The organism is Kribbella pittospori (assembly GCF_004331465.1).
Lineage (GTDB): Bacteria > Actinomycetota > Actinomycetes > Propionibacteriales > Kribbellaceae > Kribbella > Kribbella pittospori.
On sequence record NZ_SJKB01000027.1, the window covers coordinates 35,937 to 61,452 of the forward strand.

24 protein-coding genes and 1 pseudogene are annotated in these 25,516 nt (G+C 69.5%); 15 read left to right on the top strand and 10 right to left on the bottom strand.

Translation table 11 applies throughout. The features are described 5' to 3' along the window. Positions 1-66 precede the first annotated feature (66 nt). The 3 genes from E0H73_RS42580 to E0H73_RS42590 are packed head-to-tail and all read left to right on the top strand — an operon-like array spanning position 67 to position 2,520. On the top strand, positions 67-792 hold the full coding sequence (locus E0H73_RS42580) for an ABC transporter ATP-binding protein (protein WP_337590351.1): 726 nt from the start codon (positions 67-69) through the stop codon (positions 790-792). Continuing rightward, positions 789-1,565: an ABC transporter permease gene (locus tag E0H73_RS42585; RefSeq protein ID WP_131366497.1), complete on the top strand. Its 777-nt coding sequence runs from the start codon at positions 789-791 to the stop codon at positions 1,563-1,565. The genes E0H73_RS42580 and E0H73_RS42585 overlap by 4 nt, the downstream gene beginning before the upstream one ends. 28 nt (positions 1,566-1,593) lie before the next feature. Continuing rightward, the gene (locus E0H73_RS42590; protein ID WP_131366499.1) at positions 1,594-2,520 is read left to right on the top strand and encodes a COX15/CtaA family protein; all 927 of its coding nucleotides are present in this window, start codon (positions 1,594-1,596) and stop codon (positions 2,518-2,520) included. 9 nt (positions 2,521-2,529) lie between these two features. On the opposite strand, the gene E0H73_RS42595 is transcribed toward E0H73_RS42590, so the two are convergent. The 3 genes from E0H73_RS42595 to E0H73_RS42605 all read right to left on the bottom strand — a co-directional run bounded on the left by E0H73_RS42595 (position 2,530) and on the right by E0H73_RS42605 (position 5,666). After that, a complete protein-coding gene (locus E0H73_RS42595) occupies positions 2,530-3,381 on the bottom strand; it encodes an NAD-dependent epimerase/dehydratase family protein (RefSeq protein WP_202867868.1) in 852 nt (283 codons plus the stop codon). Positions 3,382-3,491: 110 nt separating this feature from the next. Further along, complete coding sequence (locus tag E0H73_RS42600; protein WP_165556116.1) at positions 3,492-4,472, bottom strand: ScyD/ScyE family protein; 981 nt, start codon at positions 4,470-4,472, stop codon at positions 3,492-3,494. A 228-nt stretch (positions 4,473-4,700) separates the two neighbouring features. Further along, positions 4,701-5,666, bottom strand: a complete 966-nt coding sequence (locus E0H73_RS42605; protein ID WP_238164631.1) for a heme o synthase — start codon at positions 5,664-5,666, stop codon at positions 4,701-4,703. Positions 5,667-6,040: 374 nt separating this feature from the next. Here E0H73_RS42605 and tkt point away from each other — a divergent pair, with 374 nt between their 5' ends. The 7 genes from tkt to E0H73_RS47710 all read left to right on the top strand — a co-directional run bounded on the left by tkt (position 6,041) and on the right by E0H73_RS47710 (position 15,866). Further along, positions 6,041-8,209: a transketolase gene (gene tkt, locus E0H73_RS42610; RefSeq protein WP_131366505.1), complete on the top strand. Its 2,169-nt coding sequence runs from the start codon at positions 6,041-6,043 to the stop codon at positions 8,207-8,209. Positions 8,210-8,244: 35 nt separating this feature from the next. After that, positions 8,245-10,935 carry a bifunctional transaldolase/phosoglucose isomerase gene (locus E0H73_RS42615; RefSeq protein WP_131366507.1) on the top strand — a complete coding sequence of 897 codons (2,691 nt, stop codon included), beginning with the start codon at positions 8,245-8,247 and terminating at the stop codon, positions 10,933-10,935. 37 nt (positions 10,936-10,972) lie between these two features. Continuing rightward, on the top strand, positions 10,973-12,523 hold the full coding sequence (gene zwf, locus E0H73_RS42620) for a glucose-6-phosphate dehydrogenase (protein WP_131366509.1): 1,551 nt from the start codon (positions 10,973-10,975) through the stop codon (positions 12,521-12,523). Then, positions 12,520-13,689: a glucose-6-phosphate dehydrogenase assembly protein OpcA gene (locus tag E0H73_RS42625; RefSeq protein WP_131366511.1), complete on the top strand. Its 1,170-nt coding sequence runs from the start codon at positions 12,520-12,522 to the stop codon at positions 13,687-13,689. The genes zwf and E0H73_RS42625 overlap by 4 nt, the downstream gene beginning before the upstream one ends. Further along, positions 13,686-14,429, top strand: a complete 744-nt coding sequence (gene pgl / locus E0H73_RS42630; RefSeq protein ID WP_131366513.1) for a 6-phosphogluconolactonase — start codon at positions 13,686-13,688, stop codon at positions 14,427-14,429. Before E0H73_RS42625 ends, pgl begins: the two co-directional genes overlap by 4 nt. Next, positions 14,426-15,235, top strand: a complete 810-nt coding sequence (locus E0H73_RS42635; RefSeq protein ID WP_131366515.1) for an isocitrate lyase/PEP mutase family protein — start codon at positions 14,426-14,428, stop codon at positions 15,233-15,235. The genes pgl and E0H73_RS42635 overlap by 4 nt, the downstream gene beginning before the upstream one ends. 61 nt (positions 15,236-15,296) lie before the next feature. Continuing rightward, positions 15,297-15,866, top strand: a complete 570-nt coding sequence (locus E0H73_RS47710) for a hypothetical protein (protein ID WP_238164635.1) — start codon at positions 15,297-15,299, stop codon at positions 15,864-15,866. Between the two features lie 396 nt (positions 15,867-16,262). On the opposite strand, the pseudogene E0H73_RS47715 reads toward E0H73_RS47710, so the two are convergent. Further along, positions 16,263-16,466 (bottom strand): annotated as a pseudogene (locus E0H73_RS47715) (NAD(P)-binding domain-containing protein); the annotation flags it as partial. Between the two features lie 65 nt (positions 16,467-16,531). Between E0H73_RS47715 and E0H73_RS42645 the strand changes: the two are divergent. Continuing rightward, positions 16,532-16,864, top strand: a complete 333-nt coding sequence (locus E0H73_RS42645) for a winged helix-turn-helix transcriptional regulator (RefSeq protein WP_131366519.1) — start codon at positions 16,532-16,534, stop codon at positions 16,862-16,864. 54 nt (positions 16,865-16,918) lie between these two features. Next, complete coding sequence (locus E0H73_RS42650; protein WP_131366521.1) at positions 16,919-17,323, top strand: SRPBCC family protein; 405 nt, start codon at positions 16,919-16,921, stop codon at positions 17,321-17,323. On the opposite strand, the gene E0H73_RS42655 is transcribed toward E0H73_RS42650, so the two are convergent. Then, positions 17,324-18,745 (bottom strand): AAA family ATPase, encoded by a 1,422-nt coding sequence (locus tag E0H73_RS42655; protein WP_131366523.1) that lies wholly within the window; start codon positions 18,743-18,745, stop codon positions 17,324-17,326. A gap of 76 nt (positions 18,746-18,821) precedes the next feature. Between E0H73_RS42655 and E0H73_RS42660 the strand changes: the two genes are divergently transcribed. Then, positions 18,822-19,637 (top strand): LLM class F420-dependent oxidoreductase, encoded by an 816-nt coding sequence (locus tag E0H73_RS42660; protein WP_131366525.1) that lies wholly within the window; start codon positions 18,822-18,824, stop codon positions 19,635-19,637. A gap of 67 nt (positions 19,638-19,704) precedes the next feature. Further along, entirely contained in the window at positions 19,705-20,310 is a 606-nt protein-coding gene (gene def / locus E0H73_RS42665) for a peptide deformylase (protein WP_131366527.1), read from the top strand. Between the two features lie 3 nt (positions 20,311-20,313). Here the strand turns inward: def and E0H73_RS42670 are convergent, their stop codons facing one another. Genes E0H73_RS42670 through cobT form a run of 5 tightly spaced genes read right to left on the bottom strand, consistent with a single transcriptional unit; the run spans position 20,314 to position 24,476 of the window. Then, complete coding sequence (locus E0H73_RS42670; protein ID WP_131366529.1) at positions 20,314-20,868, bottom strand: phosphotransferase-like protein; 555 nt, start codon at positions 20,866-20,868, stop codon at positions 20,314-20,316. After that, positions 20,856-21,383, bottom strand: a complete 528-nt coding sequence (locus E0H73_RS42675) for a GNAT family N-acetyltransferase (RefSeq protein ID WP_131366531.1) — start codon at positions 21,381-21,383, stop codon at positions 20,856-20,858. The genes E0H73_RS42670 and E0H73_RS42675 overlap by 13 nt, the downstream gene beginning before the upstream one ends. Before the next feature lie 8 nt (positions 21,384-21,391). Continuing rightward, a complete protein-coding gene (locus E0H73_RS42680; protein ID WP_131366533.1) occupies positions 21,392-22,207 on the bottom strand; it encodes a TrmH family RNA methyltransferase in 816 nt (271 codons plus the stop codon). Then, positions 22,204-23,439: a uroporphyrinogen-III C-methyltransferase gene (cobA, locus tag E0H73_RS42685; RefSeq protein ID WP_131366534.1), complete on the bottom strand. Its 1,236-nt coding sequence runs from the start codon at positions 23,437-23,439 to the stop codon at positions 22,204-22,206. Before cobA ends, E0H73_RS42680 begins: the two co-directional genes overlap by 4 nt. Next, positions 23,436-24,476, bottom strand: a complete 1,041-nt coding sequence (gene cobT, locus E0H73_RS42690) for a nicotinate-nucleotide--dimethylbenzimidazole phosphoribosyltransferase (RefSeq protein ID WP_131366536.1) — start codon at positions 24,474-24,476, stop codon at positions 23,436-23,438. Before cobT ends, cobA begins: the two co-directional genes overlap by 4 nt. Positions 24,477-24,629: 153 nt before the next feature. On the opposite strand from cobT, the gene E0H73_RS42695 reads away from it, so the two are divergent. Beyond that, positions 24,630-25,160 (top strand): YbhB/YbcL family Raf kinase inhibitor-like protein, encoded by a 531-nt coding sequence (locus E0H73_RS42695; RefSeq protein WP_131366538.1) that lies wholly within the window; start codon positions 24,630-24,632, stop codon positions 25,158-25,160. Positions 25,161-25,516 lie beyond the last annotated feature (356 nt).

Here is a 25,516-nt window from a genome sequence, read left to right on the forward strand (position 1 = left end):
CACGCCGTCGGGGCTCCGCTCCCCACCCGGGCCGAAGGCCCGGCAGCCCGGTTCTAGACTTCATCCGTGCCAGTCGCGGTGGAGATCGACAACCTCGTCGTGCGGTACGGCGAGAAGGCCGCGGTCGACGGTCTCAGTCTCACCGTAACCGTCGGCACGGTGACGTCCGTGCTCGGCCCCAACGGCGCCGGCAAGACCACGACCGTGGAGAGCTGTGAGGGGTTCCGGCGGCCGGAGTCCGGCCGGGTCCGGGTGCTCGGGCTGGACCCGATCGCGGATCACGACGATCTGATGCCACGGATCGGCGTGATGCTGCAGGAGGGCGGCGCCTGGTCCGGCGTCCGCGCGGTCGAGATGCTGAAGTACGTCGCCACGTTGCACTCGCATCCGCTGGAGATCCCGGCCCTGGTCGATCGCCTCGACCTGGGTAGCTGTGGCAGGACGCCGTACCGGCGGCTGTCCGGCGGGCAGAAGCAGCGGCTGTCGTTCGCGCTGGCGATCGTCGGGCGGCCGGAGATCGCGTTCCTGGACGAGCCGACAACCGGGCTCGACCCGCACGGCCGGCGGGAGATCTGGCAGCTGATCCGCGATCTGCGCGACGACGGCGTGACCGTCGTACTCACCACGCACGCGATGGACGAGGCCGAGCAGTTGTCGGACCAGATCCACGTGGTGTCCGCCGGCAAGGTGATCGCCTCCGGCACCCCGGACGAGTTGACCCAGCACCACACGAAGTCGCTCGAGGACGTCTTCCTCGAACTGACCGCACCACCCAAGCGGGAGCACTCATGACCACCTATGCGCCCCAGCCGGGCAGCGCTCCCTGGCCGCGGAAGGTGCTGGCGCATTCACGGATGGAGTTCCGGCTCCTGATCCGCAACGGCGAGCAACTGCTGCTGGCCCTCGTCATCCCGCTCGGAATCCTCCTGCTTCTGGGTGGCACCGGACTCGGCGACCGGTTGCCGCTCGGCGACGGGCGGGCGATCGACGACGCCGTACCGCGGGTGCTGGCGCTCGCCGTACTGTCCTCGTCCTTCACCTCGCTCGCGATCGCGACCGGCTTCGAGCGTCGGTACGGCGTGATCAAGCGGCTCGGCGCCTCTCCCCTGTCCCGGACCGGACTGCTCGCCGGGAAGATCGGCGCGGTCCTGGTCGTGCAGGCGATCCAGCTCGCCGTCCTGATCGGGACCGGCTTCGCCCTCGGGTGGGACCCGGCCGGCGGCTTCGACGCCGTCTTCGGGGTGATCCTGATGGTTCTGTGCGGTACGGCGGCCTTCGCGTCCCTCGGATTGCTGATGGCCGGCGTACTCCGGGCCGAGGCCACCCTGGCCGCGGCCAACCTGCTCTATCTGCTGTTGCTGGTCGGCGGTGCGGTGATGACACCGGTCGACGAGTACCCGGCCGGCATGCAGGGTGTCGTCCGGCTGCTGCCGAGCGCCGCGCTGGCCAACGGGCTGGCGAACTCGACCGTCGAGGGTGTGATCCCGTGGGCCGCCGCACTGTCTCTCGCCCTGTGGGCCGGGGTGCTCGGATACCTGGTGTCCAGGACCTTCCGCTGGGACTGAGCAGACCTTTCTCTAGAGTGTGCCGGTGATGAGCACGGAGACCCCGCCGCAAGAGACCGAACCAGTCAACGCCTTCTGGCGCCTGGTGCCCGAGCCGAGCCTGGATGTCGTCCGGCGCTGGGGCTGGGCGTCGGTGGTGGCGAACATCGGCATCGTGGTGACCGGCGGACTGGTCCGGCTGACCGGCTCGGGCCTCGGCTGCCCGACCTGGCCGCAGTGCACCGACGAGTCGTATGTGCCGCACGCCGCGCTCGGCATCCACGGCGCGATCGAGTTCGGCAACCGGATGCTCGGCTTCGTGGTCGCGGTCATCGCGATCTGCACCTGGCTCGTGGTGATGCGGTACCGCCCGATCCGCCGGGACCTGCGCCGCCTCGCGACCGCGGCCGCGCTCGGCGTACCGCTGCAGGCCGTGATCGGCGGCATCAGCGTGCTGACCGGGCTGAACCCGTGGATCGTGTCGGCGCACTTCCTGGTCTCGCCGATCATCATCACGCTGACCGTGTCGATGATGCGGCGGTCCCGGACCAGCCCCTACCCACACACTCCCCCGGTGGTCCGCGCGCTCGCGACCGCCTGTGTGGTGGCGGTCTGGCTGACCGTTGCTCTCGGCACCTTGGTGACCGGCGCCGGCCCGCACTCGGGCGATCCGGACACCGGACGGAACGGCTTCGATGAGGAGCTGATCAGTCAGCTGCACGCGGACTTCGTTTTCGGGCTGCTCGGGATCACGATCGCGCTGGTGATCGCGACCCGGGTGACCGCGACGTCACGCACGTTGCGGAAGCTGGCGGCCTGGCTGCTCGCCATGGAACTGCTGCAGGGTGCCGTCGGCTTCACGCAGTACTTCACCGGCCTCCCGTGGGGCCTGGTGCTGGTGCACATGTTCTTCGCCGGCCTACTGATCGCGCTCGTAACAGCGGTCTACGGCGAACGCGGTACGCCGGCAACGTAGGGCGAGCGCTCATCGCTTGTTGTAAGAACCGGTGGTGAGGTCCTCGACGATCGTCGGGCGGCTCGGCCGCCAGTCGAGCTCGGCCCGAGTCCGCGTACTGCTGAACGCCTGGTCCAGCGCCAGCCAGCGGGCGTACTGCTCACCCAGTTCCTGGGCCGCGGACGCGACCGGCCAGGCCTCGGCCCGTCCGATCCCGCCGGCCGCCACGTCCGCAGCGGCCGCGATCGCGCTGACCTCGACCGCTTCCTCGCCCACCCCATGCAGAACAGCACCTGACCGAGCGTGTTCGATCGCCAGCAGAACCAGGTCGGCGAGGTCGTCGACCTGCACCGTCGGCCACCGGGTTCCGGGGTCGCCCACGTAGCGGCCGACGCCGTACTTGCCGGCCCATCCGACCATCTCAGCGGGGATGCCACCACCACGGCCGTAGACGACGCCGGGCCGGACCACGACGGTGCGGACCCGGTCGGCCGCGGCGAGCACGGCCCGTTCGAGCTGTGCACGTGGCGTGTCGCCGTCCGGTGGATCCTCGGTGAACGGCGACTCGCCCACCGCGCCCAACCACCAGATACCGCTGATGTAGATGACCGGCGCGCCCTGGTCCAGGAGCGCGGCGGTGGAGGCCAGGTCGACCTCCACGTCACCGGTGGGATTGCCGGCGTGTACGACGACATCCGGTCCGGTGGCGGCGAGCGCCGAGCGCAGCGTCTCGGGGCGGGTGAGGTCGCCCGGAACGGTCGTGTAGTTAGCGACGTTCCCGCGCCGAGACACCGCAACGACCTCATGGCGGGCGCCCGTCAAGCGCTCGGCGACCGCAGTACCGATGTAGCCGCTCGCACCGATGACCGCTGCCTTCACCATGCTCTGCCTCCCACTCACTGACGGATGCCGAGCAGCTTAGGTTCTGGCACAGACAACTTCCGGTGGGACCCAGGGGTCCCACCGGAAGGAGTAGTGCTACCGACTGTCTGTCAGTGGCGGACCTTGTAGACCGCGCCAGGGCCGAAGATCGGGCCCGCGACGTACAGGTCGCCCCACTTGCTGAACGCGGCGCCGCCCGGCAGGTTGAGCTGACCGCGGACCAGTTCCCTCTTGAATCCGGCCTTGTGGTGCCTGCCCGGGTACTGCAGGTACAGCGACCCGATGGTCGAGCCGCCCATCTCGAACTTCAGCCAGCTGTCCCTGGCCAGTTGGACGACGGCCAGCGTGCCCCGCGGGCCACCGGCCAGGTCGACGATCGACGTGTAACCGTCGGCGTACCGCTGGCACTTGCCCTTGTACGGCCTGGCCGGATCGCACACCGCGCCCACCGCGCCCGGCTTGATCCGCCAGATCTGCGACGTCCCCGGAGTCGCCGGGAAGCCACGGAGCTCACCGACGTACCAGTAACCGTCCGAGCCCACCGTCACCGACGTGGCGACAGCCTCGGCCACGAACGGCGTCCCGGCCGGTGGTGCATCCGGCCCGAGTCCGGCCGGTACCTTCACCGTGCGCGGCTTCAACCGCGCGACGGTCTTGATCTTGCCGTTCGGCCAGACCCGGAGCAGGTCGTTGCCGGCGGCATCCGCTACCAGCACCGTTCCGTCCTTCAGCGCCGCGACACCGAACGGGTTCGACTCCGTCGGCGGGTCGGCCTGGTTGTACGGATCCGGATCGGTGGCCTGGTACTTCGCGATGTCGGCGACCACCACCGGCGACCTACCCGGCCGCAGCCGGTACAGGGTCGCGCCGCCTGGCGGGATGGGCTGACCAGGTTCTCCACCCGCGCCGGTCAGCGCGTACGTCGTACCCCGGGAACTGGTGTCGATCGCGGGCGGGAATCCGCCCGGGACCTGGCCGAGCTTGCGGGTCTTCTTGCCGTCGGTCGCGTAGACCGAACCGTCCGTGACGCTGTAGATGACCTTCGTGCCGAACGTCGAAACCCCGCGCGGGCCGTCCAGACCCGTTGCCACCGGCTTCAAACTACTGGAATGCCCGCCGGCGTCGGCCGTTCCGGCCACCAGTACAGAACCGGCCAAGGCGAGCGCCGCGACCGCGGCAATGCGTGTTCGTACCCCCACTGCGAACCCCCTGAAGTCACGTCTCCCCAGGTGCGGATTCCCCCTCCGCAGACCCCCACATCGCAACATCGGATCACGATTAGGTCAACCGGAGAACTCCCCGCGCCCGCGGGGCGACGCTCAGTGCAGGAGCGGATCGATGGCCGCGGCAATGAACAGCAGGGCCAGGTAGATATTCGAGAAGTGGAAGAGCCGCATCGGCCGCAGCGCGGCTCCGTCGGCGCCGGTGTGGGCCCGGAGCAACAATGCGCGAGCCTCGCGGAGGAACAGGAATCCGAGCACGATCGCGGCCAGCGGGTAGACGAAACCGGTGCCCGCGACCGGCCACAGCGCGATCGACGTGATCACCATGACCACGGAGTACGCCATGATCTGCCGGGCCGTGGCGACCGGAGTGGCGACCACGGGCAGCATCGGCACGTCGACCGATGCGTAGTCCTCGCGGTAGCGCATCGCCAGCGACCAGGTGTGCGGCGGCGTCCAGAAGAACACCACTCCGAACAGCACGACCGGGGTCCAGGCCAGCTCGTTGGTGACCGCGGTCCAGCCGATCAGGGTCGGGAAGCAGCCCGCGATCCCGCCCCAGACGATGTTCTGCACGGTCCGGCGCTTCAGCACCATCGTGTAGCCGAAGACGTAGAACGCGTTCGCGGCCAGGGCCAGCCCCGCCGACAGCCAGTTCACCAGCAGGCCGAGCTCGATCGTGGCCAGGATGCCGAGCACGATGCCGAAGATCGTCGCCGACCGCGGGCTGACCGCGTGCCGGGGCAACGGGCGGCGGCGGGTCCGGCGCATCTGCTCGTCGATGTCCCGGTCGAGCACGCAGTTGATCGTGTTCGCGCTGCCGGCCGCCAGGATGCCGCCGACCAGGGTGGCGGCGACGACCTCGAGGCCGGGCACTCCCCCGGCGGCCAGGAACATCACCGGCACTGTGGTGATCAGCAGCAGCTCGATGATGCGTGGCTTGGTCAGACCGACGTACGCCTTCACCACGTCGCGCACCGACGGACTGAGAACAGCAGTACCGTCCGGCTGCGGCGTCGGATACGACGTCGTCGCGGCTGGACGCGGGTCGACGGCCGTCACGAACACCTCGAACTGAGTGGGTTGACGCCGGAGGCCCGGCGCTGACGGTTCGACAGTCTACGACGCCCCGTAGGAGGGTTCGTTCACCCCCCGGCTGAGTCCGACGAACAAGTGTGCGGCGGTGTTCATCCGGATGTGACCTGGACCGCGTGGAATGGCTCCGGGTGTGATGTCGCAGACGCCGGGAACAGGGCGGGAACAAGGAGGCCACCAACCAAGTTGCCGATGAGTGGAAGGTGTCGGACGCCCATGCGAGTAGGCTCGCTCACGGTGACGCGCGGGGGCGTGATCGCGACCGGCCGGTAGGCCTGCGGCGATCCCACTCGACGCTGACCAGACGTGTGTTCGCAGCCATCGAGAGGAGCGCCGCCGGCGTGACTGAGAAGACCAGCCCGAAGCTTGAATGGACCGACCTCGACCAGCGCGCGGTCGACACCGTACGGGTGCTCGCGATGGACGCGGTGGAGAAGGTCGGCAACGGCCATCCCGGTACGGCGATGAGCCTGGCGCCGGCGGCGTACCTGCTGTTCCAGAAGGTGATGCGGCACAACCCGGCCGACGCGCACTGGGCCGGCCGGGACCGGTTCGTGCTGTCGGCCGGCCACTCCAGCCTCACCCTGTACATCCAGCTCTACCTGGCCGGCTTCGGCCTCGAACTGGACGACCTGAAGTCGCTGCGGACCTGGGGCAGCAAGACGCCGGGCCACCCGGAGTACGCGCACACCAAGGGTGTCGAGACGACCACCGGCCCGCTCGGCCAGGGCGTCGGCAACGCGGTCGGGATGGCGATGGCGGCCCGCCGCGAGCGCGGCCTGCTCGACCCGGACGCTCCCAAGGGCGAGGGTCTGTTCGACCACCACATCTACGTGATCGCGTCGGACGGCGACCTGGAGGAAGGCGTCTCGGGTGAGGCGTCCTCGCTGGCCGGTCACCAGAAGCTCGGCAACCTGACGGTGATCTACGACGCCAACAAGATCTCGATCGAGGACGACACCGACATCGCGTTCTCCGAGGACGTGGCGGCCCGCTACGCGGCGTACGGCTGGCACACCCAGGACGTCGACTGGACCAACGGCGGCACGGGCTACGAGGAGGACGTCCAGGCCCTGTACGACGCCATCCAGGCGGCCGAGGCGGTCACCGACAAGCCGAGCTTCATCCGGCTGCACACGATCATCGGCTGGCCGGCCCCGAACAAACAGAACACCGGCAAGATCCACGGCTCCGCCCTCGGCGCCGACGAGGTGGCCGCGACCAAGAAGGTGCTGGGCTGGGACCCGGAGCAGAGCTTCCAGGTCGCCGACGACGTGATCGCGCACACCCGCCAGGCGCTCGACCGCGGCAAGGCCCTGCAGGACGACTGGGACGTCAGGTACGACGCCTGGCGGTCGGCGAACCCGGAGCGCGCGGCGCTGCTGGACCGGCTGTCGAAGCGTGAGCTGCCGGCCGGCTGGAAGGACGCGCTGCCGAGCTGGGAGGCCGACGCCAAGGGCGTGGCCACCCGCGCCGCCTCCGGTGAGGTGCTGACCAAGCTGTCGCCGGAGCTGCCCGAGCTCTGGGGTGGTTCGGCCGACCTGGCCGGCTCGAACAACACCACCCCGAAGGGCCAGCCGTCCTTCATCCCGCCGGAGTACTCCACCAAGGAGTTCCAGGGCGACGAGTACGGCCGCGTCCTGCACTTCGGCATCCGCGAGCACGCCATGGGCTCGGTGCTGAACGGCATCACCCTGCACGGCCTGACCCGCCCGTACGGCGGCACGTTCCTCGTCTTCAGCGACTACATGCGCCCGGCGGTCCGGCTGGCCGCGCTGATGAAGCTGCCGGTCACCTACGTGTGGACGCACGACTCCATCGGTCTCGGCGAGGACGGCCCGACCCACCAGCCGGTCGAGCATCTGTCGGCACTGCGGGCGATCCCGGGCCTGGACGTCGTACGTCCGGGTGACGCGAACGAGACCGCGGCCGCGTGGGCCGCGATCCTGGAGCACACCGACCGCCCGGCCGGCCTGGCGCTGACCCGGCAGAACGTGCCGACGTTCCCGCGCGGCACCGACGGCTTCGCCACCACCGAGAACGTCAAGAAGGGCGGCTACACGCTGCTCGACACCGACGGCACGCCGGACGTCGTCCTGATCGCCACCGGCTCGGAGCTGCAGCTGGCCGTCGAGGCCCGCGAGACGCTGGCCGGCGAGGGCGTCAAGGCGCGCGTCGTCTCGATGGTCTCCCGCGAGTGGTTCGACGAGCAGGACGACGCGTACCGCGAGTCCGTGATCCCGGCCGGCGTCCGGGCCCGGGTCTCGGTCGAGGCGGGCATCGCGCAGAGCTGGCACGACATCGTCGGCGACGCCGGCCGCAGCGTCAGCCTCGAGCACTACGGCGCCTCGGCCGCCTACCAGACCCTGTACGACGAGTTCGGCATCACCGCCGGCGCCGTCGTCCAGGCTGCCAAGGACAGCATCGCCGCGGCCGCGCAGATCAGCGGCCCGGGTGTGCCGCCCAAGCGAGCCGCGGCCGGCCCGGTCGGACCCGCCGACGCCAACTGACACCCACACAACAGAACATTCGGAAGGCTCCGGACATGAACGATCGCTTGAAAGCACTCGCCGACGCGGGTGTGTCCATCTGGCTCGACGACCTCTCCCGGGAGCGGCTGACCAGCGGAAGCCTGGCCGAGCTGATCCAGGACAAGCATGTCGTCGGTGTGACGACGAACCCGACCATCTTCGCCAAGGCGATCTCCGACGCCGACGCGTACGCCGAGAAGATCTCCCGGCTGGCCGCCGAGGGCGTGTCCACCGACGAGGCGATCCGGGTCATCACCTCCGACGACGTCCGGGACGCCGCGGACCTGTTCAAGCCGGTGTACGACGACACCGAGGGCCAGGACGGCCGGGTCTCGATCGAGGTGGAGCCGAGCCTGGCCCGCGACACCGAGAAGACGAACCGGCAGGCCAAGGAGCTGTGGGAGGCCGTCGGCCGGGAGAACGTGTTCGTGAAGATCCCGGCCACCAAGGAGGGCCTGCCCGCGATCACCGCGACGCTGGCCGCCGGCATCAGCGTGAACGTGACGCTGATCTTCTCCCTGGACCGCTACAAGGCGGTCGCGGACGCGTTCCTGTCCGGGATGGAGCAGGCGATCGAGAACGGCCACGACGTGACCAAGATGGCCAGCGTCGCGTCGTTCTTCGTCAGCCGGGTCGACACCGAGGTGGACAAGCGCCTCGACGCGATCGGCACCGACCAGGCCAAGGCACTCAAGGGCAAGGCCGCGATCGCCAACGCCCGGCTCGCGTTCGAGGCGTACGAGGAGATCTTCGACACCGACCGCTGGCGCGAGATCGAGACCGCCGGCGCCAAGCCGCAGCGCCCGCTGTGGGCGTCCACCGGCACCAAGGACCCGTCGTACTCCCCCACCATGTATGTCGACAACCTGGTCACCCGGGGCGTGGTCAACACGATGCCTGAGGCAACCATCAAGGCGGTCGAGGAGCACAGCCAGTTCAGCGGCGACACGGTTCGCGGCCAGTACGACGCCGCCCGCAAGGTGATCGCGGACCTGGAGCGGCTCGGCATCTCGTACGACGAGGTCGTCCAGGTGCTCGAGGACGAGGGCGTGGCCAAGTTCGACGCGTCCTGGTCGGAGCTGCAGGACACCGTCACCGCGGCCCTGAAGGGTGCCGCCCAAGTGACCGCACCCAAGGTGAGCACGCACAACGGCGACTGGTCCGAGGTCGTCGACCGGCTGGTGTCGGAGAAGATCGCGTCCCGGATCGCGGCGAAGGACGCGACGATCTGGGGGCCTGAGGCGGAGTCCGAGGCCTCGATCCGGCTCGGCTGGGTCGACCTGCACGAGACCTCGCGGCCGCTCCTGGCCGAGATCGAGGCCCTGCAGGCGGACTTCCGGTCCGAGGGTCTGGACCGGGTCGTGCTGTCCGGCATGGGCGGTTCGTCGCTGGCACCCGAGGTGATCACCCGGACCGCCGGCGTGGAGCTCGTCGTACTGGACTCGACCGACCCGAGCGTGGTCGCGCGGGCGCTGGCCGGCGACCTGTCGAAGACGGTCATCGTGGTGTCCAGCAAGTCCGGTGGCACGGTCGAGACCGACAGCCACCGGCGCACGTTCGTCAAGGCGTTCACCGACGCGGGCATCGACGCCGCGTCGCGGGTCGTCGTGGTGACCGACCCGGGTTCGCCGTTCGAGAAGCTGTCGGCCGACGAGGGCTACCGCAAGACGTTCCTCGCCGACCCGAACATCGGCGGCCGCTACAGCGCGCTGACCGCCTTCGGGCTCGTCCCGTCCGGTCTGGCCGGCGCGGACATCGCCGAGCTGCTGGACCAGGCGGCCGAGGCCGCTCCGGAGCTGCAGGCGGACTCGACCGACAACCCGGCTCTGTGGCTGGCCGCCGTACTCGCGGCCAGCGCTGGCCGGGACAAGGCGATCATCACGGCCGAGGGCTCGGACATCGTCGGCTTCCCGGACTGGGCGGAGCAGTTGATCGCCGAGAGCACCGGCAAGAACGGCACCGGCGTACTGCCGGTCGCGGTCGAGGTCGGGGCTCCCGAGCTGCGGAGCGAGGCAGCCGACCTCACCAACGCGTTGCTGGCCGAGAAGGCCACGAGCGGCGTGCCGACGGCGCTGACGTCGGGCTCGCTCGGCGGTCAGTTCCTGCTGTGGGAGGTGGCCACGGCGGTGGCCGGCTACCTGCTCGGGATCAACCCGTTCGACCAGCCGGACGTGGAGAGCGCGAAGAAGGCCGCCCGCGGGCTGCTCGACGCACAGCCGGAGCCGGAGGCGGCGGCCTTTACCGAAGGTTCCGTCGAGGTCCGTGGCTCCGAGGGGCTGCTGGACGGCGTGGACTCGCTGCAGGGCGCGGTCGACGCGCTGCTGGGCAAGCTCGACGAGAAGGGGTACCTGGCCGTCATGGCCTACCTCGACTCCGAGCGCGACGCCGATCTGGTTTCCGTACGCCCGGCATTGGCGACCCGCACGGGTCGTCCGGTGACCTTCGGCTGGGGTCCGCGGTTCCTGCACTCCACCGGCCAGTACCACAAGGGCGGCCACCCGGAGGGCGTGTTCCTGCAGATCACCGGCGCGCACCCGACGGACGTGGAGATCCCCGACCGGCCGTTCACCTTCGGCACGCTGATCTCGGCCCAGGCGGCCGGTGATGCGAACGTGCTCGCCGAGCGCGGCCGTCCGGTCCTGCGGCTCCACCTGACCGACCCGGCGAGCGGCGTACAACAGTTCCGTGCCCTCTTCGGAAACTAGCCCTGTTCGGAAACCACAACTCGGAGGGAAGCGGCTGATGACCGCTCAGCTCGACGAAGAGTCGACCGGTCCGGTGAACCCGCTGCGGGATCCGCAGGATCGGCGGCTCCCCCGGATCGCCGGGCCGTGCAGCCTGGTGATCTTCGGTGTCACCGGTGACCTGGCCCGCAAGAAGCTGATGCCGGCGGTCTACGACCTGGCGAACCGGGGGCTGCTGCCGCCCGGTTTCGCCCTGGTCGGGTTCGCCCGTCGCGATTACACCAACCAGGACTTCGCGCAGATCGTGCACGACTCGGTCAAGGAGCACGCCCGGACGCCGTTCCGCGAGGAGGTCTGGCAGCAGCTGGCCGAGGGGTTCCGGTTCGTGCCGGGTGACCTGACCGACGACGCAGCGTTCGAGCGGCTGCGGGAGACCGTGGACGAGCTCGACGTGAACCGCGGTACCGGCGGCAACCACGCGTTCTACCTGTCCATCCCGCCCGGCCTGTTCCCGCAGGTCGTGCAGCAGCTGTCCGAGCACGGGCTGACCAGGGAGACGCCAGGCTCGTGGCGGCGGGTGGTGATCGAGAAGCCGTTCGGCCACGACCTGAAGAGCGCCCGTGAGCTGAACCAGGTGGTCGAGTCGGTGTTCCCGCCCGAGGCGGTGTTCCGGATCGACCACTACCTGGGCAAGGAGACCGTCCAGAACATGCTGGCGCTGCGGTTCGCCAACTCGATGTTCGAGCCGGTCTGGAACAGCCACTACGTCGACCACGTCCAGATCACCATGGCCGAGGACATCGGCATCGGCGGCCGGGCCGGGTACTACGACGGCATCGGTGCGGCCCGGGACGTGATCCAGAACCACCTGCTCCAACTGCTCGCGCTGGTCGCGATGGAGGAGCCGGTGAGCTTCGACGCGTGGTCACTGCGGCAGGAGAAGAAGAAGGTTCTCGCCGCGGTGAAGCTGCCCGAGCGCCTCGACCTGCACACCGCCCGCGGTCAGTACGCGGCCGGCTGGGCCGGCGGCGTCAAGGTGAAGGGCTACCTGCAGGAAGACGGCATCCCGGCGTCGTCGGCGACGGAGACCTTCGCGGCACTCCGGGTCGACGTCGACACCCGCCGGTGGGCCGGCGTCCCGTTCTACCTGCGCACCGGCAAGCGGCTCGGCCGCCGGGTGACCGAGGTTGCGGTGATGTTCAAGCGCGCACCGCACCTGCCGTTCACCAAGACCGAGACCGAGGAGCTGGGCCAGAACGCGCTGGTCCTGCGGATCCAGCCGGACGAGGGCATCACGATGCGCTTCGGCGCCAAGGTGCCCGGCACGATGATGGAGATCCGCGACGTGAACATGGACTTCCAGTACGGCGGTTCGTTCACCGAGTCCTCGCCCGAGGCGTACGAGCGGCTCATCCTCGACGTACTGCTCGGCGATCCCCCGCTGTTCCCGCAGCACACCGAGGTCGAGCTGAGCTGGAAGATCCTCGACCCGGTGATCAACTACTGGGCCGAGCACGGCAAGCCCGAGCAGTACGCGTCCGGCGACTGGGGCCCGGCCTCCGCGCACGAGATGCTCGCCCGCGACGGACGCGCCTGGAGGCGGCCATGATCATCGACCTCACCGGTACGACGTCGAGCGAGATCGCGTCGGCACTGCTCCGGGCCCGCCGGAACGCGGGCTCGCCGGCCATGGGCATGGTCGGAACGATCGTGGTGGTCGTCGACGAGGCGTCCCACCACGACGCGATGAAGGCCGCGAACGAGGCCGGTCGCGAGCACCCGTCCCGGGTGCTGGTCGCGATCCTGCGGCCCGGCCGGGGTGCGCCCGGGCTCGATGCCGAAGTGCGTGTGGGTGAAGGCATTCCCGGCGAGGCGGTGCTGCTGCGGCTGCACGGTGAGCTGGCCAAGGTGCCAGAGTCCGTGATCACCCCGCTGCTGCTGCCGGACTCGCCCGTCATCGTCTGGTGGCCGGGCGGCGGGCCGAAGGTGCCCGCCGACGACCCGCTGGGCAAGCTGGGCCGTCGCCGCGTCACCGATGCGGCCGCGACGCGACGTGCGTCGGTCGACTTCTCGGCGCGGGCCGAGGGGTACGAGCCGGGCGACACCGACTTCGCGTGGTCCCGGCTGACGCCTTGGCGTGCGCTGATGGCGGCTGCCCTGGATCAGTACCCGACCAAGGTGAGCGCGGCCGAGGTCGTGTCCGCGAAGGGCAACCCGAGTGCTGATCTGATGGCCGCCTGGCTCCAGTGCCGGCTCGGTGTCCCGGTGGAGCAGAAGAACTCGCGCGGACCGGGCGTTACCGCGGTGCGCATGTTCACGCCGGCTGGACCGATCGCGCTGACCCGTCCGGATGGTGCGGTGGCGACGTTCAGTATTCCGGGCCAGCCGGACCGCCCGGTCGCGTTGAAGCGCCGTACGACGTCCGAGTTGCTGAGCGAGGAACTGCGCCGGCTCGACCCGGACGACGTGTACGCGCAGACACTCGCGTGCCTGGTCGAGCGGGAGTCGATGCCGGAGGACGTCAAGAAGGTCGGCGCGACTCAGCGGAAGACGGCGGCGGAACGGGCTTCTGCCGCTGCGAAGAAGGCGACAGTGGCGAGCACTCCGGTGCAGGAGACGGCGGCGAAGAAGTCCTTCGCCAAGAAGTCTGCTGGTACGTCGGGCGCTGCTAAGAAAGCAACTGCGGCCAAGAAGACTGTTGCTGCGAAGAAGTCGCCGGCCAGGAAGACTGCCGCGAAGAAGGGCACGGGCAAGAGGGTGGCGGGGCGCTCATGAGCGCCGTGTCCGTCCTGGTGAACCGCGACGCGGAGGGGCTGGCCCATGCCGTCGCGGCGCGGTTCATCACCCGCCTTGTCGATGTCCAGAGCACCGGCAAGGTTGCTCAGGTCGTGCTGACCGGCGGTCGGGTCGCAGCGGTCGTGTACCGCGCGGTCGCCGAGTCCCCCGCCCGGCACGCGATCGACTGGCGGCGGGTCGAGTTCTGGTGGGGCGACGAGCGGTTCCTGCCGGACGGTGACCCGGAGCGCAACGAGACCCAGAATCGCGAGGCCCTGCTCTCGCACGTGGACGTGGATCCGGCCCGGGTCCACCCCATTCCGGCCGACTCCGGCCAGGGTGCGGAGGCCGCGGCGACTGCCTACGCCGCCGAGTTGAAGGCCGCGATGGGTTCCGGCGATCAGGACGGCGTACCGACGTTCGACGTACTGATGCTGGGCGTCGGGCCGGATGGGCATGTGGCGTCGCTCTTCCCCGGATTCGCCCAGCTGAAGGTCACCGACGTCGCGGCCGTTGCCGTCCACGACTCCCCCAAGCCACCGCCGACCCGCGTCTCGCTGACGCTCCCGGCGCTCGATCGGGCGCGCGAGGTGTGGTTCGTGGTGTCGGGTGAGGACAAGGCTCACGCGGTCGGACAGGCGCTGAGCGGCGGCGACGTACCTGCCGCGCAGCCGAAGGGCCTGGACCGCACGCTGTGGCTCGTCGACGAGGCCGCCGCGCAGGAGCTCCCGGGGTCATGACGACGTTCCACGAGCTGCACGCCGGCCGCTTCGTGATGCCGAACGCCTGGGACGCCGGTAGTGCGGTGCTGCTGACCGAGGCCGGCTTCCCGGCGATCGCGACGACGAGTGCCGGGATCGCGTTCTCGATGGCGAAGGGCGATCACACGCTGCCCGACGGCGCGCCCGCTGTGTCGCGGGACGCCATGTTCACGCGGATGCAGGAGATCGCCGCGGCGAGCGCTGTACCGGTGAACGGGGATCTCGAGGACGGGTACGGCGCTGAGCCGGAGAAGGTCGCCGAGACGATCACGCTGGCCCGGGAGATCGGGCTGGCCGGCGGGAACATCGAGGACTTCGACGGACACGAGCTGTACGACGTCGAGCTCGCGGTGGAGCGCATCGTCGCGGCCCGGGAGGCGGCGGGCGCGGACTTCGTGCTCACCGCGCGCACCGACGGCCAGCTGATACGTACCCCGACGTCGTTGAGCGACTCGATCGATCGCGCCAACCGTTTCCGGGCAGCCGGCGCCGACTGCCTCTACGTGCCGGGCGTCAACGACCTCGAAACGATCCGCACGCTGGTGCGCGAGATCGACGGTCCACTCAACGTCGTGATCGGCCTGGGTACGTCGACCCTGACCGTCAGCGATCTGCAGGACGCCGGCGTCACCCGGATCAGCCTCGGCGGCAGCATCGCCCGCGCCGCTCTCGGTTTCATCCGCCGCAGCGCCGAAGAGCTCGCCACGCAAGGCACCATCGCCTTCGCCGCCGACCAGATCCCCCAGGCCGAGCTCAACCAACTCTTCGCGGATCACACCTCCTAGTTGCCAGGCAGACCGCCCGCGGGACACCCTGTTGGTCCGAACTCACACGCCGGGGGGACCGATGGTGATCGGTCGCGACGGAAGACTGAGCGGGCTGGCGGTGGTCCATGGGATCGTCGGCCTCGGCTCGTGCCTGTGCCTGATCGTGTACTCCGCCGCCGGTGGGCCGTTCGGTGCCATCAACGATGCGGCCAACGGGCTTTTCGCCGTACTCAGCGCAGGTCTGGCCTGGCTCTGGCAGTACTCCGACGCTCGCACTCAGAGCGTTCTCGTAGGGATAGCCACCCTCGGAGCCGCGATCGCCCTCGTTGGTTCGATCCTGATCCTGACCGACGCCACCGGCTGGTTCCTGTCGGGTCTGGTGTCGAGCGCCGGCTTCGCCGTGATCGGGATCTGGCTCATCGCCGTCAACCGCGGCCCCGCCGACGACCCGTTGTCACGGCGCCTGCGCCGAGGCGGCCTGATCGCCGGAGCCGTGATGCTGCTCGGCTTCGTCAGCGCACCCGGCATTTTCATGGGCCTCGACGACGCCGACACGGCCCCTGCCTGGACCTACCTCGGCGGCTTCGGCTGGGCCGGCACCTATCTCCTCTTCCCGGTCTGGAGCCTCCGGCTGTCCCGGGCGGACTGACCCGAACGCGGCTTCCAGCGGCGGGAACATCCGGCGTACGTCGACGCCGGTCACCCAGATGCCGATGACCAACGCAGCAGTTGCCTCCAGCAACTTCGCGCGGGCGAGTCCACCTGCTTGCACAGGTTCACTGCCCAGCGATCGGACCAGTTGGCCGACTTTCGCGAGGGCGGTTGGATCGTCGCCGCAGACAGGCACGCCGAGGCCGTCCGGGTGTTTCCAGACGGAGTCTGCTGCGAGGTTGAAAGCCTTGACGACGTGGGCGTGTGGGACGGCTCGGGCGATGCGCTCGGCCATGGCTGGTTCTGCGAGCGTGAAGTCCTGCTGGTTGATCGCGTTCGTGCAGTCGATCAGGATCCGGCCCGGCGGGATGTCGAGCCCTCGGACCGCGTCCACAGCAACCTCCGCAGGCAGTGCCAGCAACAGGACGTCACCGAATGTCGTTGCCTCCTGCAAAGTTCCGGCCCGGGCGCCGATGCGTGCCGCCAGCTCGCTCGCGCGGCGGCTGTCGCGGCCGCCGATCATCACCTCGTGTTCGCCGACCCACTGCCCGGCCAGTGCCGCGGCCATCAGTCCGTTGCCCAGTGTTCCTATTCGCATGCCGCCGACGCTAGACGTTTCGTTGCACACCTTCCGGTGCGCAACGAGCGAGGCACAATGGGGTCGTGACGTTCTTCGCCGACTGCCAGGCACGCGTCGCCGCGGATCTGCTCAGCGGACGCTGGCCGATGGTCGTCCTGTACGCGCTGTCCCACGGTCCCGCCCGTCCCGGCGAGCTCCGGGAGCAAATCGGCGGCATCAGCCAGAAGGTCCTGACCGAGACGCTGCGCCGCCTGGAACACTACGGCCTCGTCCAGCGCCGCCGGTACGCCGAGGCACCGCCACGGGTCGAGTACTCGCTCACCAAGCCCGGTGAGGACCTGCTCGTTCCGATCCGCGCACTCGGTGACTGGGCGGCGGCGTACGCGGACCGGATACCGACCGGAAGGAAACCGTAAGACTGCTCGGGCACAGTGCTGGTGTCAGGTCGATCCAGCCAGGAGGTCCCGCTCATGTTCACGCTCACCCAGACCGTCGACGCACCGCCTGCCGAGGTGGCGCGAGCGTTCACCGAACCCGAGCCGTTCGCAGCGTGGTTCGTCGCCGACGGGTTCACCACTCCCGCCGACCGGGTCACCATCGACGCCCGCCCCGGGGGTCTGATCTCGGCCGTCTTCGTCAGCACCGACGGCTCGGACGAGGTGCCGTTCACCATCCGCTTCGGCTCGGTGGACCTGCCGCGACAGGTCGTCCTGTACGTCGACGACCCCGAACAGGTCACGATCGACCTGACGGAGTCCGGTGAGGGACGCACACGCCTCGACTACCGCAGCACCGGGCTGGCACCCGATCACGAGAACGAGGTCCGGACCGGTGTGGCCCACATGCTCGGTTGCCTGGCGACGTACTTCAAGTAATCAACCTGGGTAGAGGCCGGGGCGAGCCGGCTCTCCGGGTGAGTAGTCCGGAACGTCGCCATTGGTCGCTCCGAGAAGCCGGCGAGTGAGCGCGTCCCGGGACGACAGAAGCTCGTCGACGGCAACCCGCAGGTGGCTCGAGTCGGGCGATGCGCCGGACTCGGCGGCCAGCAGGACGGTACGGCGTACCAGTTCCTTCATGAAAGAGGCCGTGGTGCCGTCGGTCTGACTGATCACCTCGTCGATGACGTCCGCGGTGGGCTGCAGGTTCGGGCCGTACAGGCTCAGCAGCCGGGTCCGTCCCTCGGCGTCGGGCAGCGGCACCTCGACGGCCAGATCGACGCGGCCAGGACGCTGCATCAGCGCCGGCTCGAGCAGATCGGCGCGGTTCGTGGTCAGCAGGAAGGCGACATCGGCATCCTCGGCCAGCCCGTCCATCTCGTTGAGGACCTGGAACAGCAGCGGGTTCTCCATCCCCCGCGCATAGTCGCGAGCCTCCGCCACCAGGTCGCAGTCCTCGAGTACGACGAGCGCCGGCTGTAGCAGTCGCGCCAGCGCACACGCCTCCGAGATGTACTGGATGCTGGTCCCCGCCAGCAGTACGACGGTGAACTCGGGCAGCCGCGACAGCAGATACCGCACGGTGTGCGTCTTCCCCGTCCCCGGCGGTCCGTAGAGCAACACCCCACGACGCAGATGTTGACCGGCCGACAGGAGCGTCTCCCGATGCTCCGCGATGCCGATCACCTCACGCTCGACCCGCTCCAGCACGCCGTCCGGCAGTACGACGTCCGTACGAGCGACTCCCGGCCGCGGATGCAACCGGAACGGACCGACCCCGTGCCCGAAGTCGTGTCCTTCGAACGAGATCACCTTGCCGCGGAACACGTTGTGCTCGCGGATCAGGTCAGGCAGTGCCCCGAGGAAGCGATCGCCCGCCTCCTTCTCGACCGAAAGCACCTCCAGGGCCACCGACATCCGCCCGTACTGCGGGTTCGCCGCGCGCAACAGAGCGACGTACCGATCGGAGCCCTGGACGCCGAGGTAGAACCCGAACGCGACGCAGTCCATCTCCTCGTCGACGTCGATCTGCAGCCGCTGGTAGTCGACCGCGCCGATGCCGAACCGGTCGTACTCGGCCATCTCGAGCAGCTCGCCGAGCGTGTGGTGCCCACGGTTCGACCCGGCCAGCCCGAGTACCTCGAACTCGTCGAACCACGCCTCGACCGCACGCTGCACGTTCGGCAGGTCGTACGACGCGAAGCTCGCCGTCACCACCGGTACCTGCTCGGGATCGATGCCCAGATGGGCGCGCAACCGGTCCCGCAGGCTCTCCCGGCCGATCGGGCCGCTCAGCTGCATCCGCTCCAGGAACCGCTTGAACAGCCGCGCGAACTCGTCCACCGCGTCCTCGTCCGGCATGCCGCCGTACCCCCTTCGTGGTCCATTCTCCGGCCCGATCCGGAGGGCCCTCCGCAACGCGGATAGGATCACCACCATGACAGATTCCGAGTCCATCGACCGTCCGTACGCCGCCTTCCCGGTACGGATCGGCGTCCAGGTCCAGCCGCAGCACGCGCAGTACGCCGACATCCGGCGGACGGTCGCGGCGGCGGAGGAGATCGGCGTCGACGTGGCGTTCAACTGGGACCACTTCTACCCGCTGTCGGGTGAGCCGGAGGGTCTGCACTTCGAGTGCTGGACCATGCTGGCCGCCTGGGCCGAGGCGACCGAGCGGATCCAGTTCGGCGCCCTGGTCACCTGCAACTCCTACCGCAACCCCGACCTGCTCGCCGACATGGCCCGCACGGTCGACCACATCAGCGACGGCCGGCTGATCTTCGGCATTGGCTCGGGATGGTTCGAGAAGGACTACGACGAGTACGGCTACGAGTTCGGTACGGCGGGCGGCCGGCTCGACGCGCTCGGCGAGGCGCTGCCGCGGATCGAGCAGCGCTGGGCCAAGCTGAACCCACTGCCGACCCGGGACATCCCGGTGCTGATCGGTGGCGGCGGCGAGAAGAAGACGCTGAAGCTGGTCGCGAAGCACGCCAACATCTGGCACGGCTTCGGTGACGCCGAGACGCTCGCGCACAAGCACGCCGTACTGGACGAGCACTGCAAGACGATCGGCCGCGACCCGGGCGAGATCGAGCGCTCGGCCGCCGTCGGCGACAAGTCGCCCGAGCAGATCGGCAAGTCCCTGCTGGACGTCGGCACGCGCCTGTTCACCATCTCGTCCTCCGGCCCGGACTACGACCTGGGTCTGCTGCGCGAGTGGGTCGCCTGGCGGGACGAGCTGAACGCGAAGTAGTCCCTGCCGGTGCGGGTGGCCGGATCCTCGGCCACCTGCGCCGGAGCCGGCAGCTAGGATTTCCCGCATGTCTACGTTGCCTGCGAACGGTTCGGTGCGGCCCATCACCCGGTGGGGCGAGGACGTCATGCACCGGGTCAACCAGCCTGTGACCGACTTCGGTGACGACCTGCAGACGCTGGTCGCCGACATGGTCGCCACGATGCGAGCGGCCGACGGCGTCGGCCTGGCCGCGAACCAGGTCGGCGTGGACCTGCAGCTGTTCGTGTTCGACTGCCCGGACAAGGACGGCAACCACGTCCAGGGCGTCATCTGCAACCCGGTGGTCGAGGTCCCCGAGGGCAAGGACCGCACACTGGACGAGGGCGAGGAAGGCTGCCTCTCGCTGCCGGGTGCCTTCACCAAATGTGCTCGCCCGGACTTCGCCCGCGTCACCGGCGTCGACCAGCACGGTGAGCCGGTCAGCTTCGAGGGCGACGGCCTGCTGGCCCGCTGCCTGCAGCACGAGACCGACCACACCCAAGGCACGGTCTTCGGCGACCGGCTGTCCCGCAAGTACCGCAAGCGCCTGTTCGGCGAGGCCGAGGAGCTCGCGCCGGACTACCCGTCGGACTGGCCGGTCTCCCCGATGATCGAGCACGACGACCACCACCAGGAATCCCAGGCCACCTGAGGTCTACCAGCGGGCCTTCGGGAGATCCGCGAGGATCGCGTCGACCGACTGCTCCGGGGTCTGGTCACTGGAGTCGAGCCACAGACCCCGGCGCGGCATCGCGTCCAGATCCTTCTGCAGGGCACGGACCGCGTCCGCGAGCGTGCCGCCCGGTTCCTGCCAGTCGCGGTAGGAGTTGTTGCCTCCTCGCCCGATCTCCCGCTCGACGATCGACTCCACCGACGGGTACAGCACGACCAGGTACGTCTCCACGCCACGCAACCCGGCGAACCACTTCTCGACGTGCTCACCCAAGATGATGTCGCTGCAGACGAAGTCGAACCCGGCGTCGGCGTAGTGCTGCGCCACAAGCGCAGAGGCCTCGTACCGCAGCTCCAACTGGCGGACGGCCTCGGCCGACGGGTCCGGCGTCATCACCTCGGCGCCCGCGACGACTGCGTCGTAGAAGACGTCCCCGTCCAGCGTCGCCGCCGGCGGCCCGAGCCGCTCGGCCAGCAGCGGCGCGATGGTGGACTTCCCCGCGGCCTGCATTCCCGTGACGAGTACTACTTTCGGCATGCCTGCCAAGCCTCCGCGGTCATCGTGTAGACAGTGGCACGAAACGGTACGCCGTCGTCCTCGAGCTCCACCTCGTGGTCGAAGGTCATGCCGAGCCGGCGCATGACGGCGATGCTGCGCTCGTTCGGAGTGTCGGTGACGGCGATGATCCGCGGCAGGTCCAGCGTGGTGAAGCCGTGCTCCAGCCAGGAGGCCGCGGCTTCCGTCGCGTAGCCGTGACCCCAGTACTCACGGGCCAGTCGCCAGCCGATCTCGAGATCGTCCGGATACCACTGCTCCCGGGTGAGACCGCATGCCCCGAGGAACGCGCCGTCGGAACGTCGTTCGACCGCGAGGAACCCGTATCCGTCGGAGGCGTACCGCTCGTTGACCGCGGACGCGATCCGGTCACACTCGTCCCGGCTCAGCGGTCCGCCGAGGTAGGTCAGCACCTCGGGGTCCATGTTGAGCGCGGCCCACGGCTCCAGGTCCTCTTCGCGGAACGGACGCAGTACCAGGCGTTCCGTCGTACGCATGGCTCCCCCTAAGGCATGGGTCGCGTGGCATAGAAAGCGACCGCTGCTGAGCTTGCCACGTTCAGCGAGTCGACGCCGCCTGCCATCGGGATGCGTACGGCCAGATCTGCCTTTTCGAGCACGTGCGGCTTGAGGCCGTGGCCTTCGGTACCGAAGATCAGCGCGAGCCGTTCGTCGTTCCGGGCAACCAGGTCATCGAGCGTGATCGAGTCGTCGGTCAGTGCGAACGCGGCCGCGACGAAGCCGCGGTCCTGCAGTTGGGCGAGGTCGCCGGGCCAGGATTCCAGCCGGGTCCACGGCACCTGGAAGACCGTGCCCATCGACACTTTGATCGAACGGCGGTACAGCGGATCGGCGCAGGTCGGGGTCACCAGCACGAGCTCGACGCCCATCGCCGCGGCCGCGCGGAAGCCGGCGCCGACGTTCGTGTGATCCACGATGTCGTCGAAGATCGCGATCCGTCTGAGTTGGTTGTTGAGAAGCTGTTGGAGTGGAACGCGTGGCCGGCGGCGGTACGACGCGAGCGCGCCGCGGTGGACGTGGAAGCCGGTGACCTGCTCGGCCAGTTCCTCCGAGACGACGTACACGGGGACGTCCGGCCACTGCGCGAGGACGTCGGCCAGCGAGTCCAGCCAGCGAGGTGCGAGCAGAAACGACCGCGGCTCGTACCCGGCGTCCGCGGCCCGGCGGATCACCTTGTCGCCCTCGGCGATGAACAGCCCGTGCTCTTCCTCCAGCAACCGGCGAAGCGTCACCTCCCGCAGCCGGACATAGTCCGCCAGCCGCGGGTCGGCCGGATCGTCCAGCGGGACCTGTGGGCTCATGCGGTCTCAGGCTGGCTGCCGTCGCCGCGCGCTTGCGCGGCCACGTCGACGACGTTGCCGATGACAACGATCGCGGGCGCCCCGACGCCGGCTTCAGCCATCGTGGCGGCGATCCCGGCCAGGTCGGAGGTGACCATCCGCTGACCCGGAAGGGTGCCATCGGCAATGGCCGCGGCCGGGGTGTCAGCTGGGCGGCCGGATGCGATCAGACGTTCTGTGATGGCGGGCAGGTTCTCGACCGCCATCAGAAGTACGAGCGTGCCGGACAGCTGCGCCAGCGCGTCCCAGTTGATCAGCGAGTCCGGGTGCGACGGCGGGATGTGGCCCGAGACGACCGTGAATTCGTGGGTCACCCCACGATGCGTCACCGGGATGCCGGACACCGCAGGCACCGAGATTGAGCTGGTGATCCCCGGCACGACCGTCCACGCGACACCGGCCTCGGCACAGGCCAGCGCCTCCTCGAAGCCGCGGCCGAAGACGTACGGGTCGCCGCCCTTCAGGCGTACGACGACCTTCCCCTGCTTGCCGCGGTCGACGAGGATCCGGTTGATCTCCTCTTGCTGGGCCGCCCGGCCGCGCGGGAGCTTGGCCGCGTCGAACAGCTCGACGTCCGGGTGCAGTTCGTCCAGCAACTGCTGCGGCGCGAGCCGGTCCGCGACGACCACATCCGCCTCGGCCAGCAACCGCCGTCCGCGCACCGTGATCAGGTCCGGGTCGCCCGGTCCCCCGCCAACCAGGTAGACGCCGGGGTGCTTCCCGGCTTCGCGTGCGCCCAGCTCTCCGGTCCGGAGTCCTTCCAGGATGGCGTCCCGGACCGCGGCGGAACGGCGGTGATCGCCACCGCCGAGTACGCCGATCGTCACGTTGTCGTGCTGGCCCGATGCGGGCGTCCACGCGGTTGCTCGGGATCGGTCGTCGGACCGTACGCAGAAGATCCGGCGTTCCTCGGCTTCCTGGGACACCTGGTCGTTGACCGCGGTGTCGTCGGTGGCCACGACGACGTACCAGGATCCGTCCAGGTCGCCGTACTGATAGCCGCGCTCGGTCCAGGACAGGGACGGGTTGGACAGGAGTCCCTCGATGGTGGGAGTGATTGCCGGCGAGATCAGGTCGATCCGGGCGCCGGACTCGAGCAGGCGTGGGAGCCGACGCTGCGCTACGCCGCCACCGCCGACGACGACCACGCGTCGTCCCTCCAGCACGAGGCCGGACAGGTACTGATCCGTCACGAGGTGATCCCCGCGGACTCGAAGGTGGCCATCTCGGCGAGCGCGCGGACCGCGCAGGTCAGGATCGGGTACGCGAGCACCGCGCCGGTGCCCTCACCGAGCCTGAGGTCCAGGTCGACCAGCGGCTGGAGGCCGAGCGTCTTCAGTGCGATCGCGTGGCCTGGCTCCGCCGAGCGGTGCCCGGCGACGCAGTAGTCGATCACTGCGGGGTGGAGCGCCTGGGCAACGAGGGCGGAGGCGCCTGCGATCACCCCGTCGAGGATGACCGGGACCTTGTTGGCTGCTGCGCCGAGGAGGTATCCGGCCAGCGCTGCGTGCTCGAGGCCGCCGTACGCCTGAAGTGCTTTGAGCGGCTCAGTCGCAGGTACGTCGTGGCTTGCGAGCGCATCCTGAACGATTGCGGTCTTGTGAGCCAGCGTGGCGTCGTCGATGCCGGTGCCTCGTCCGGTCACCACGTCCGCGGTCGAGCCGGTGAAGGTGGCGATCAGGGCGGCACTTGCGGTCGTGTTCGCGATGCCCATGTCGCCGGTGAGCAGGCAGCGGTAGCCGTCCTGGATGAGTCGGTCCGCGAGGTCGAAGCCGACGGCGATCGCGGCGCGCACCTCGTCCTCGGTGAGGGCCTCCTCGACGGACAGATCGCGCGTACCAGGCCGGACCTTGGCGTGGATGATGTCCAGCTGGTCCACGGGGGTCGCTACGCCGACGTCGACGACACGGACATCGACCCGGTTGTTGGCCGCGAAGGCGTTCACCGCGGCGCCGCCGGCGGCGAAGTTCGCCAGCATCGCGGCGGTCACCTCCTGAGGCCAGGGCGACACACCCTGTGCGTGTACGCCGTGATCCGCCGCGAACACCGTCACCACGGCCGGCGCGGGCACCTCGGGCGGGCAGCTACCGGTCATGCCGGCGACGCGGACGGACAACTCCTCCAGCACCCCGAGCGAGCCGGCCGGCTTCGTCAGCTGCGACTGACGCTCCGCGGCAGCCCGCATCGCCGCACCATCCGCCGGCTCGATCCGACCCAGGTACTCCTCCACCGCACTCCTCCACTCCACCGCACCCCTCCCGCCCGGTCAGGCGGGGTCGAGTCCGATCTTCGCATCCCTGGACGTGTGCCCCGGTCCGGACCAGCGTGATGTGGACAGTAATGTCGGAATCACCACACCTTGCGAGATCCCGGAGGAACACAGATGTCGCTCGATCGTCCCGTCGCCCCGGACCCGTACGAACTGCTCCCGCAGGCCGGTACCTTCGCCGTCACCAGCACCGACGTCGCCGACGGCGAGCAACTGGCCGAAGACCACGCGTTCGCCGGCGGCAACAAGTCGCCGCAGCTGAGCTGGTCCGGTTTCCCGGCGGAGACCAAGGGCTTCGTCGTCACCTGCTACGACCCCGACGCGCCGGTCGTGTCCGGCTTCTGGCACTGGGTCCTGGTCAACCTGCCCGCCGGCGTGACCGAACTCCCGACCGGCGCCGGCACCCCCGAACGCCTCGACAACGGCGCCTTCCACGTCCGCAGCGACTTCGGCACCAAGGCCTTCGGCGGCGCAGCCCCGCCCCCCGGCGACCAGGTCCACCGCTACTACTTCGTCGTCCACGCGATGGACGTAGAAGCCCTCGAGGTCGACAGCGACGCCTCCCCCGCCGTAGTCGGCTTCAACCTCGCCTTCCACACCCTGGCCCGAGCCATCATCACCCCGACGTACAAGATCGCCGAGTAGTCCGCCCGGGGAGTCGCCCCGCCCGAGCGACTCCACCGCACAAGCGCAGTCGCGACCGCTGCGTTCGGGGTGCGGACGTACCGCACTCACCAACCAGCCCGTCGGCCGACCTCCCCGCCCGAACCGAGCGCGGCGACCTGAGCGTCCGGTGGTTGGTGAGTGCGGCGGGTCCGCCCGCGACGCAACGAACCGGCTGATCGACCGTCTCCGGCTGGGTGCCCGACGCGACTTTGTGCACGGATCGGTCACGCGGGACGGGGCGGTTTCAACCAGTTGTTGCACGCAGCGCCTCGTCGAGGGCTTGGGCTGGAGTCTTCCATCCCAGGGTCTGTCGTGGGCGGGTGTTCAGCCGGTGG

Bases quoted from the DNA above. Each gene is read 5' to 3' on its own strand.
- E0H73_RS42585 (WP_131366497.1), top strand. From the start codon at position 789: ATGACCACCTATGCGCCCCAGCCGGGCAGCGCTCCCTGGCCGCGGAAG.
- E0H73_RS42590 (WP_131366499.1), top strand. From the start codon at position 1,594: ATGAGCACGGAGACCCCGCCGCAAGAGACCGAACCAGTCAACGCCTTC.
- E0H73_RS42595 (WP_202867868.1), bottom strand. From the start codon at position 3,381: ATGGTGAAGGCAGCGGTCATCGGTGCGAGCGGCTACATCGGTACTGCG.
- E0H73_RS42615 (WP_131366507.1), top strand. From the start codon at position 8,245: ATGAACGATCGCTTGAAAGCACTCGCCGACGCGGGTGTGTCCATCTGG.
- zwf (WP_131366509.1), top strand. From the start codon at position 10,973: ATGACCGCTCAGCTCGACGAAGAGTCGACCGGTCCGGTGAACCCGCTG.
- E0H73_RS42625 (WP_131366511.1), top strand. From the start codon at position 12,520: ATGATCATCGACCTCACCGGTACGACGTCGAGCGAGATCGCGTCGGCA.
- pgl (WP_131366513.1), top strand. From the start codon at position 13,686: ATGAGCGCCGTGTCCGTCCTGGTGAACCGCGACGCGGAGGGGCTGGCC.
- E0H73_RS42635 (WP_131366515.1), top strand. From the start codon at position 14,426: ATGACGACGTTCCACGAGCTGCACGCCGGCCGCTTCGTGATGCCGAAC.
- E0H73_RS47710 (WP_238164635.1), top strand. From the start codon at position 15,297: ATGGTGATCGGTCGCGACGGAAGACTGAGCGGGCTGGCGGTGGTCCAT.
- E0H73_RS42650 (WP_131366521.1), top strand. From the start codon at position 16,919: ATGTTCACGCTCACCCAGACCGTCGACGCACCGCCTGCCGAGGTGGCG.
- E0H73_RS42655 (WP_131366523.1), bottom strand. From the start codon at position 18,745: ATGCCGGACGAGGACGCGGTGGACGAGTTCGCGCGGCTGTTCAAGCGG.
- E0H73_RS42660 (WP_131366525.1), top strand. From the start codon at position 18,822: ATGACAGATTCCGAGTCCATCGACCGTCCGTACGCCGCCTTCCCGGTA.
- def (WP_131366527.1), top strand. From the start codon at position 19,705: ATGTCTACGTTGCCTGCGAACGGTTCGGTGCGGCCCATCACCCGGTGG.
- E0H73_RS42670 (WP_131366529.1), bottom strand. From the start codon at position 20,868: ATGCCGAAAGTAGTACTCGTCACGGGAATGCAGGCCGCGGGGAAGTCC.
- E0H73_RS42675 (WP_131366531.1), bottom strand. From the start codon at position 21,383: ATGCGTACGACGGAACGCCTGGTACTGCGTCCGTTCCGCGAAGAGGAC.
- E0H73_RS42680 (WP_131366533.1), bottom strand. From the start codon at position 22,207: ATGAGCCCACAGGTCCCGCTGGACGATCCGGCCGACCCGCGGCTGGCG.
- E0H73_RS42695 (WP_131366538.1), top strand. From the start codon at position 24,630: ATGTCGCTCGATCGTCCCGTCGCCCCGGACCCGTACGAACTGCTCCCG.